This is a genomic window from aff. Roholtiella sp. LEGE 12411 (assembly GCF_015206995.1).
Taxonomy (GTDB): domain Bacteria; phylum Cyanobacteriota; class Cyanobacteriia; order Cyanobacteriales; family Nostocaceae; genus Komarekiella.
Genome location: NZ_JADEXR010000214.1, coordinates 1 through 8,138, shown reverse-complemented (window position 1 = coordinate 8,138; position 8,138 = coordinate 1). Strand labels below are relative to the sequence as shown.

The following is an 8,138-nucleotide window of genomic DNA, read 5'->3' as shown; positions in this document are numbered from 1 at the left end:
TTTGTGGAGTCCGAGTTATTTTGCTATTTCGGCAGGGGGTGCGCCGCTAGAAGTTCTTAAAGAATATATTAGAAATCAAGAAAAGCCGTCCTAGAAGGACGGGGCTTGAATCCCATTTTTTCGGTCATCAAAACCTCGGTCTGAACCGCCGTCGTCATTCACGTCGTTTTCAACCTGCCCACTATCCCGATGATGGCAGCCGCTGGTATGGGCTGAGATGGGATCGGAGTTTGTGCTGCTCATTCATCTAACTTAATGATGTATCAATTAAATCATCTTAAAGTTTGCTCGTCCAAGTGTTTTTTTCTCGCTTGTGAGAAATCCGGGTTTAGTACTTTACCTTATCCAAGTGATATTTACGCCTATTATATTGTTATTATGTGGGTTTATTTTATTGTTTCAAGGCTGGCGTCTAGATCCAATTCTTCAGTTTGAGCAATTTCTCTTATTGCTATTAATTATTTACCTAACTATCAAAGATATTGTAATTAATGCAGTTTACAGAAATAGATAATTTTAAAATTAGGATACTTTCATCAAGCTTAGATCAAAACTTATAGTCAGCACTAGCCTTTTAAAACCTTACGCAGAGCGATAAATCGCTAACTATGAATATAAGTTTTAGATATAGGCTCTAATTAACTAAATTGAGTCTGTTTCAACATATAGCTATTAGCTTTGAAATTGATTCCTAAGCGAGATAGCAACGCAGCGGGAGATTGAAAAGATGTGGATAATAGCTAGTACTTGAAGCTTTGAGATTCTTGATTAGTCAAATTATTTTACTACAAAGTGTATGTGAAATCTTCCACCAATATACCAGGAACTAAGCTACCTCCAAGTTGACGACCTTCGTATGTTCCTACTTCAGGAATGAATTCCTGAAAACTAGTCAAATTTATGAGGTTTTCTCCCCAGAAGCGATAGAGACTTTCATCAAAACGCAAATTTTCGATAGGGGCGATAATTTCTCCGTTTTCTACCCAAAAACAAGCATAACGGGTCATACCTGTGATTCTACCAGTGGGGCGATCGCTCCAATTCAGGTAATGCAAATTCGATACATACAAACCTGTATCCAAACTTGGAAGAATTTGCTCAAAGACTAAATTTCCCGGACTCACTTCTGGCGCACGTAACGTTTCTGAACCATTAGCACCATTAGCAATTTTTTGATATTCCTTGGCTGTACGAGAATTTACTAAAGTATTTATTAGAAATCCTTTTTCTATTACACTTAACTCCACTGCGGTCATTTCTCCTAATTCATTAAATCGCGGTACTAACCCCCGCTGAAAGTTTTCTTTCAAATTAAATGCTGGAGAAAGTTGTTTTTCTTGACGCCATAGAGCAGCTAAAGCACTGTTTCCTTGTTGAATATCAGCTTCGCTCACGGCTCCCCAAGAAAGCATCATTAATAAATCCGCAACAGCAGCAGGTGCAAAATAAGTTTTGTAATGTCCTCGTGGTAATTCTTTAGCCGGCCGAGAAAGCATTTCTAATTGCTGTTTTGCTTCGCCAATTTTGGCTACATAAGCAGCCACATCCCAATTACTCCCAGTAAACGTACCTTTAACAGCTTGTCCAGAGGTGGTGAATAAAGAATAATCTAAGGTAAAACAATCGGTGGCAAACCAGTGCTTCTGACCGCTAGAATCACCATAAGCTTTAACTACTAATCCCCCAGCATATATACCAGTAAAATCCAATTTAGCAACCAGTTCTAGCACAGTTGGTACTACCACTTCTGCTGCTAATAATTTCCCAGGATACACTTCCCGACTGGTGTTGTTTCCTGATGGCAAAACTAGATAGGGATCCATGGGCAATAAAGGAAGTTCTTCACGTAGTTCTTGTAAAGCTTTATATCCTAGCTGCCAATCTACGTCCCAACTTCCAGTAAAAGGAAACTGCCGAAAACTGCTGCGCTGATTTTTCATCAAAGTCAGTTCTATCCAACCATCAGCCACACAGCCAGTTTGTCTAACTTTCGCATGATTGAAACGAGTAAACTGACTCCGTTCACTGCTCAGTTTCACAGTAAAGTGTTCACTTTCTACCGTTTTGATTAGTAGAGTTTCAATCAGTTGATTAAAGCTTACTTCTAAAGCAGATAATTCCTCAATTTTCATGAACATTTATAGAGACAGTGGGAATAGGGAAAGTGGGGAGTGGGGAAGTGGGGGAGTGGAGGAGTGGGGGATAATTGGTAACTCTTGACCCTTGACTCTTTCAACTTCCTCCGCCGAAAACTTCAACGTTAGCAAATACACAAACGGGTGAACCGTGTCCTACCCAAATTGCCTGATTTGGTTCTCCTTTACCACAGCAAGCAGTACCATACATTTGCCAGTTAGAGGCATCTCCTACTTGAATTAAGCTGTGCCAAAACTCTGGTGTTGTTGCGCGATAATTGGGATTACGCAGGGTTTTAGTGAGTTTACCGTTTTCAATTAATTTGGCGTATTCACAACCAAATTGGAATTTATAGCGGCGATCGTCAATTGACCAAGATCGATTGGATTCCATGTAAACACCATGTTCTATCCCACCGATGATTTCATTAAAGGTGGCGTTCCCTGGCTCTAAATTTAAGTTAGCCATGCGATCAATAGCTGGTCGATTCCATGAGGAAGCACGAGCACAAGCAACCCCAGGTATACCTGCTCTTGCTTGACTCTCTAAAGAGCCTAAACCCCGCTGGAGTATACCTTCTTTGATCAAATACTCCCGTGTTGCCACAGCACCTGTATCATCAAAGCCGTAGCTGGCAAATTCGCCATCTACGGTGGGATCAAAGGTAATGTTCATCAGCGGTGAACCGTATACTAGGTTGCCAAAATCACTTTTGTTGACAAAGCTGCCCCCAGCGTAGTTGCGCTCATCTCCCAAGATGCGGTCAATTTCTAGAGGATGCCCGACACTTTCATGGATTTGCAGCATCATTTGGTCTGGGGCTAAAACTAAATTAGTAGGCATGGTTGGGCATTCTTCTGCTGTCAACAGTTCTACTGCTTGTTTGCCAACTTGCTGCACTCGATGCCATAAGTCTTCTTGTTGTAAAAGTTCTAGTCCACCTTGGTAACAGTTTGCCTGCCAGCCGTTGTTGGTACGTTGTTGTACGCTTCCTCCATCTTGGGCAGTGGCACTGTAATGAGTACCTATAGATAAAACTTTTTGATAGACCTCTGAGCCATTGCTGCTGACAAACCACGACTCTCTTTCAGTGGTACTGGCACTGGCTGTGGTTTGTACAATCTTGTCGTCAACTTTCAATTGCTGACAAACGCGAACTAGTAAATCGTTAATTTCGCCAGGACTTAGACCATCCAATGGCTGTAGAAATGGAGAGTGATATTCACCAACGACTTTAGGCCGCTCACTCTGGCGGAAGGGATGTATCCACCATTCACTGGCAGTTAGTGCCTGTTTATACGCTGTTTGAGCAGCAGCTTGAAGGGATGGCAGTTCTAAAGAGTTAGTAGCTGCATAACCCAGACAGCCATTGACTAGGACTTCTAGCATGGCTCCTACAGTAAAGGATTTGCCGTTAGACTGAGGTAAACTGTCACGAACATTACGAGTAGTGGAAGTTTCCTTTACAGCTCTGATACCGATCCAATCAGCAGGAATATTGAAACTAGCGATCGCTTTTGCGAGTTCATGCCACATAATTAAATAAATTAAAAATTAAGAATCTTTGTTTCTAATGAAGCGAGTACCATCAGTACTATCAATTAAGTTAATGCCTTGTGCTTGTAATTGATTACGAATGTGATCAGCTTCGGCAAAATTTCTAGCTTTCCTCGCCGCTTGCCGTTGTTGAATTAAATCCTCAATCTCCGTATCACTTAAGCCATCATCCACAGGAATTTGGGCTTCTATTTTCGCTTCTAAACCCAAAACTTCAGCTAAAGTGACGAGTGTTTGCCACTGTATTTTTAAATCATCTGCTGGTGTTTCGGTTTTCCCTTGATGGACGAGAATATGCCCCTCCCGGCGCAGTTGTTTGGCTAATTCAAACAGCACTGTTAACCCACCAGGAAAATTAAAGTCGTCATTTACAGCTTCTTGGAAGCGTTCAATGTAGGGATTGGATACTGGAATCGCCCCAGTCCCCAGTCCCCAGCCTAGTTGTTTGCCATGTTGATAGCCAAAAAGCAAACCTTCTTTGAGCGTATGCCAAGCGTTCGTCTTATCTGCGATCGCTTCATCGGTAAAATCAATAGGTGTACGATATTGCGCTTGCAGCACAAACAACCGCAGCGCCATCGGTTCAACTCCTCTATTTAGTAAGTCGCGAATGGTGGTAAAGTTACCCAAAGATTTGGACATCTTATCACCATTTACCTTCACCATGCCGTTATGCAACCAGTAACGAGCTAGGGGTTTTCCTGTTACAGCCTCAGATTGGGCAATTTCATTTTCATGGTGAGGAAAAATTAAATCTTCTCCGCCTGCATGAATGTCTATAGTATCACCCAAGCGATCGCGCACCATCGCCGAGCATTCGATATGCCACCCTGGACGACCTGCACCCCAAGGTGATTCCCAAGCAGGTTCACCTGATTTTGCCGCCTTCCACAAAGCAAAATCAACTTTGTCTCTCTTCTTTTGATACTCTGGGTCTTCTGCGTCCACCCGCCCACTAGCACCAGCTTGCATGTCTTCTAATCTGCGCCCGGAAAGTTTACCATACTCAGAAAACTGCCGCACGGCATAATAAACATCTCCGTTGGAAGGGTAAGCAAAGCCTTTCTTTTCCAAATCATGAATTAGCCGCTGAATGCCATTCATCGTGTGAGTAGCACGGGGATACTCATCGGCTTCTTTAATCCCCAGCCGTGCCATATCCTCAAAATATGCCTTGATAAAGCGATCGGCGACAGCCTCCATCGATGAATGTTCTTGCCGCGCTCGATTGAGAATCTTATCATCAATATCAGTAAAATTTTGGATATAACGGACTTCATAGCCGATAAACTGGAGGTATCGACGTACGACATCCCAAACAATGCAAGCTCTAGCATGACCCAAATGGCAGTAGTCATAAACCGTCACGCCGCAGTAATACATCTTAACCTTGCCCGGTTCGACTGTTTCAAACGGCTTCTGATGACGGGTGAGAGTATTGTAAAGAGTTAGGGTCATAACAGAGTAATGCTGAAATAGGGAGATACGCAATAATAAAGTAAAGCAGCTGGAATGACACTCCAGCATCCCTATGCTAGTGTTTTCTGGACTATCTGCGCTACACCCTAATTATTTTGACTTTTTTGATAACAGCGCTATGCAATCAGCAGTTACACCCGAATCTCAAGCAATGGATACCCCAAAACAAGGGATGCCAGTAACAATTATTACTGGGTTTCTTGGTAGCGGCAAGACTACTTTACTCAATCACATTCTCAACAATCAGCAGGGTTTGAAAACTGCTGTTTTAGTCAATGAATTTGGTGAAATTGGCATTGACAACGAGTTAATTGTCTCCACTGGTGAGAACATGGTGGAGCTAAATAATGGTTGTATTTGCTGCACCATTAATAATGATTTAGTAGATGCGGTTTACAAAGTTTTAGAACGTCAAGAGAATCTAGATTACCTGGTAGTAGAAACAACTGGACTTGCAGATCCGCTGCCAGTTGCGCTGACATTTCTGGGTACAGAATTACGGGATTTAACTCGTTTGGATTCGATTATTACTGTAGTAGACGCGGCAAATTACAGCCTAGATTTGTTCAACTCTGAAGCAGCATACAGTCAAATTGCCTATGGTGATGTAATTCTACTGAATAAGGCTGATTTGGTTGATGAAGCCACTTTGAATGATTTAGAAAGAAAAATTAACGAAGTTAAGGAAGGAGCGAGAATTCTCCGCACCACGCGATCGCAAATACCACTCCCCTTAATTCTCAGTGTTGGTCTGTTTGAATCTGATAAGTATTTTGACACTGTAAAAGATGAGCACGAGCATCATGCTCATGACCATGACCATGACCATGACCACTCAAATTGTGGTCACGAGCATCATGAGCATCACGACCATGACCACCATCATTCCGACCATTTAGAAAATGATGGCTTCACTTCAATATCTTTCCAAAGTGATAAACCCTTTTCTATTAAGAAGTTTCAATATTTCTTAGATAACCAGCTGTCATCAAATATCTTCCGGGCGAAGGGAATTATGTGGTTTGATGAAAGTTCCAAGCGTCATATTTTCCACCTTTGCGGCAAACGCTTTACTTTAGATGATGAGGAGTGGCCAGGTGAACCAAAAAACCAAATCGTGCTGATTGGTCAAAATCTAGATCGTGAGACTTTAATTACTCAGATGGAAAACTGTATCTGTCTCCCTTCCAGTAATCGCGGTAAAGGTTTTGGAAAATAGCTATTAGCAGTTAGCCTGTAGTTTTGTACTCATTCCCAGGTTTCACCTGGGAATGAGTTCTCCCAGTAGCTTGATCATCTATAATCTGAATAAAAACCGAGAGTCTACTTACCCCACGCATAGGCCGCAAGCCTTGTCGTCAGATATCAGCCACAGAAGAAACATAGTAAATTAAGTAAGAAAACCTTCTCCAATTCGACTATGTGTAGCTATCCAAATTTTTCCCCACAAGGCTATCAAGTCATCAAAGAACTAGGACGAAATCGAGAAGGGGGAAGAATTACATGGTTAGCATTAGACTTAAATACAGAGCGTCCGGTGGTATTGAAGCAGTTCTGCTTTGCAATCGCTGGTTCTAATTGGTCAGCTTTTAGCGCCCATGAACGGGAAATTCAAGTACTACAGGGACTCAATCACCCTGGTATTCCCCAGTATTTAGGTGCATTGTCAACTGTTGATGGCTTTTGTTTAATTCAAGAATATAAAAACGCTCCAACTTTGGCAGTTGAGCGCAGCTTTCAAGAAGAGGAAATTAAGCAAATTGCCATTAAAGCACTCTCGATTTTGGTTTATTTGCAAAATCGTATTCCTCCAGTCATCCATCGCGATATTAAACCAGAGAATATTTTAGTGGATGACCAACTCAATGTCTATCTGATTGACTTTGGGATGAGCCGTATTGGAACTCAGTCAGTAGCTGGGAGTAGTGTATTTAAAGGCACTCCTGGTTTTATGCCACCTGAGCAAATGCGTCAGCCGACGTTAGCTTCTGACCTTTATGGTTTGGGTGCAACGCTGATTTGTCTACTCACAGGTACTCCTTCAAGTGCGATTCAGGCGTTAACTGATAATAATAACCCTTATTTCATCAATTTCCGGCATTTACTACCACGGCTGAGTCCGCGCTTTATTAACTGGCTAGAGTTGATGGTAAAACCCCGGCTCACAGACCGTTTTGCCAATGCACAAACGGCGCTTGAAGCTTTGACACCGCTTGATCTGATCCGCGTACCGGGAGTTGAGTTAAGTCAATCAGTGCTGGAGTTCACAGCAACTCGGTTGGGTGAAAATGTGACGCAAACTGTCACTGTAGAAAACCCCATACCTGACACAGTACTGGAAGGGAGATGGGAAGTCGCGCCTCATCAAAAAGACCCACCACATACCCCACACTCCCACCCTTGGATTCGAGTGGAACCCGCGAAGTTTGTCCGCAATACTGTGTGTCGGATTCGAGTAGATACTAGCAAGCTGATGGCTGATAAGTTGTATAAACGTCAGTTACATCTGCATACAAATGCATATTCAGAAATTCAATATTTGACTATTCGAGTCCAGACAGCTCCTCTGCCGATTGAGAGGCGAAAAGTGCCTTATGCGGGGCTAGCTCGTGTGTTGTTACTTGCTGTGATGATATCTTGGTCTACATCTTTTTCTGTAGCTACGGCTGGGACTGGGGCTGGGGTTATAGTTGGGGTTATAGTTGGGGCTGTGGCTGGAGCTGTGGAGGGGGCTATAGTTAGGGCTGGGGTTGGGGCTTTGGCTGGGGTTATAGTTGGGGCTGGGGCTGTGGCCGTGGCTGGGGCTGTGGCTTGGGCTGTGGCTTGGGCTGTGGCTTGGGCTGGGGTTGTGGCTTGGGCTGTGGCTGTGGCTGTAACTGTGGCTGTAACTGTGGCTGTGGGTGGGATGAGGGCTTGGACTGTGGCTTTGGAGGGGGCTATAGTTAGGGCGATGGCTGGGGCGATGG

The 8,138-nt window shown here is 43.2% G+C and carries 7 protein-coding genes; 4 read left to right on the top strand and 3 right to left on the bottom strand.

The window, feature by feature from the left end; all coding sequences use genetic code 11:
• On the top strand, positions 1–94 hold a 94-nt coding region (locus IQ246_RS27490; RefSeq protein ID WP_194006460.1), incomplete at its 5' end, for a transposase.
• Between the two features lie 219 nt (positions 95–313).
• Positions 314–514 carry a Ycf66 family protein gene (locus IQ246_RS30010; RefSeq protein ID WP_370588556.1) on the top strand — a complete coding sequence of 67 codons (201 nt, stop codon included), beginning with the start codon at positions 314–316 and terminating at the stop codon, positions 512–514.
• A 271-nt stretch (positions 515–785) separates the two neighbouring features.
• On the opposite strand, the gene IQ246_RS27480 is transcribed toward IQ246_RS30010, so the two are convergent.
• From IQ246_RS27480 to cysS, 3 genes are all read right to left on the bottom strand, one after another.
• Entirely contained in the window at positions 786–2,132 is a 1,347-nt protein-coding gene (locus IQ246_RS27480) for a TldD/PmbA family protein (RefSeq protein WP_194006459.1), read from the bottom strand.
• 100 nt (positions 2,133–2,232) lie between these two features.
• Entirely contained in the window at positions 2,233–3,672 is a 1,440-nt protein-coding gene (locus IQ246_RS27475; protein WP_194006458.1) for a TldD/PmbA family protein, read from the bottom strand.
• 18 nt (positions 3,673–3,690) lie between these two features.
• Complete coding sequence (cysS, locus tag IQ246_RS27470) at positions 3,691–5,151, bottom strand: cysteine--tRNA ligase (protein ID WP_194006457.1); 1,461 nt, start codon at positions 5,149–5,151, stop codon at positions 3,691–3,693.
• Between the two features lie 139 nt (positions 5,152–5,290).
• Here cysS and IQ246_RS27465 point away from each other — a divergent pair, with 139 nt between their 5' ends.
• Positions 5,291–6,391, top strand: coding sequence for a GTP-binding protein (locus IQ246_RS27465; RefSeq protein ID WP_194006456.1), 1,101 nt, complete (start codon positions 5,291–5,293; stop codon positions 6,389–6,391).
• A gap of 201 nt (positions 6,392–6,592) precedes the next feature.
• Positions 6,593–8,138 (top strand): serine/threonine-protein kinase (locus IQ246_RS27460; protein ID WP_194006455.1); only part of this gene is annotated, 1,546 nt, incomplete at its 3' end.

Bases quoted from the DNA above. Each gene is read 5' to 3' on its own strand.
- IQ246_RS27480 (WP_194006459.1), bottom strand. From the start codon at position 2,132: ATGAAAATTGAGGAATTATCTGCTTTAGAAGTAAGCTTTAATCAACTG.
- IQ246_RS27475 (WP_194006458.1), bottom strand. From the start codon at position 3,672: ATGTGGCATGAACTCGCAAAAGCGATCGCTAGTTTCAATATTCCTGCT.
- cysS (WP_194006457.1), bottom strand. From the start codon at position 5,151: ATGACCCTAACTCTTTACAATACTCTCACCCGTCATCAGAAGCCGTTT.
- IQ246_RS27465 (WP_194006456.1), top strand. From the start codon at position 5,291: ATGCAATCAGCAGTTACACCCGAATCTCAAGCAATGGATACCCCAAAA.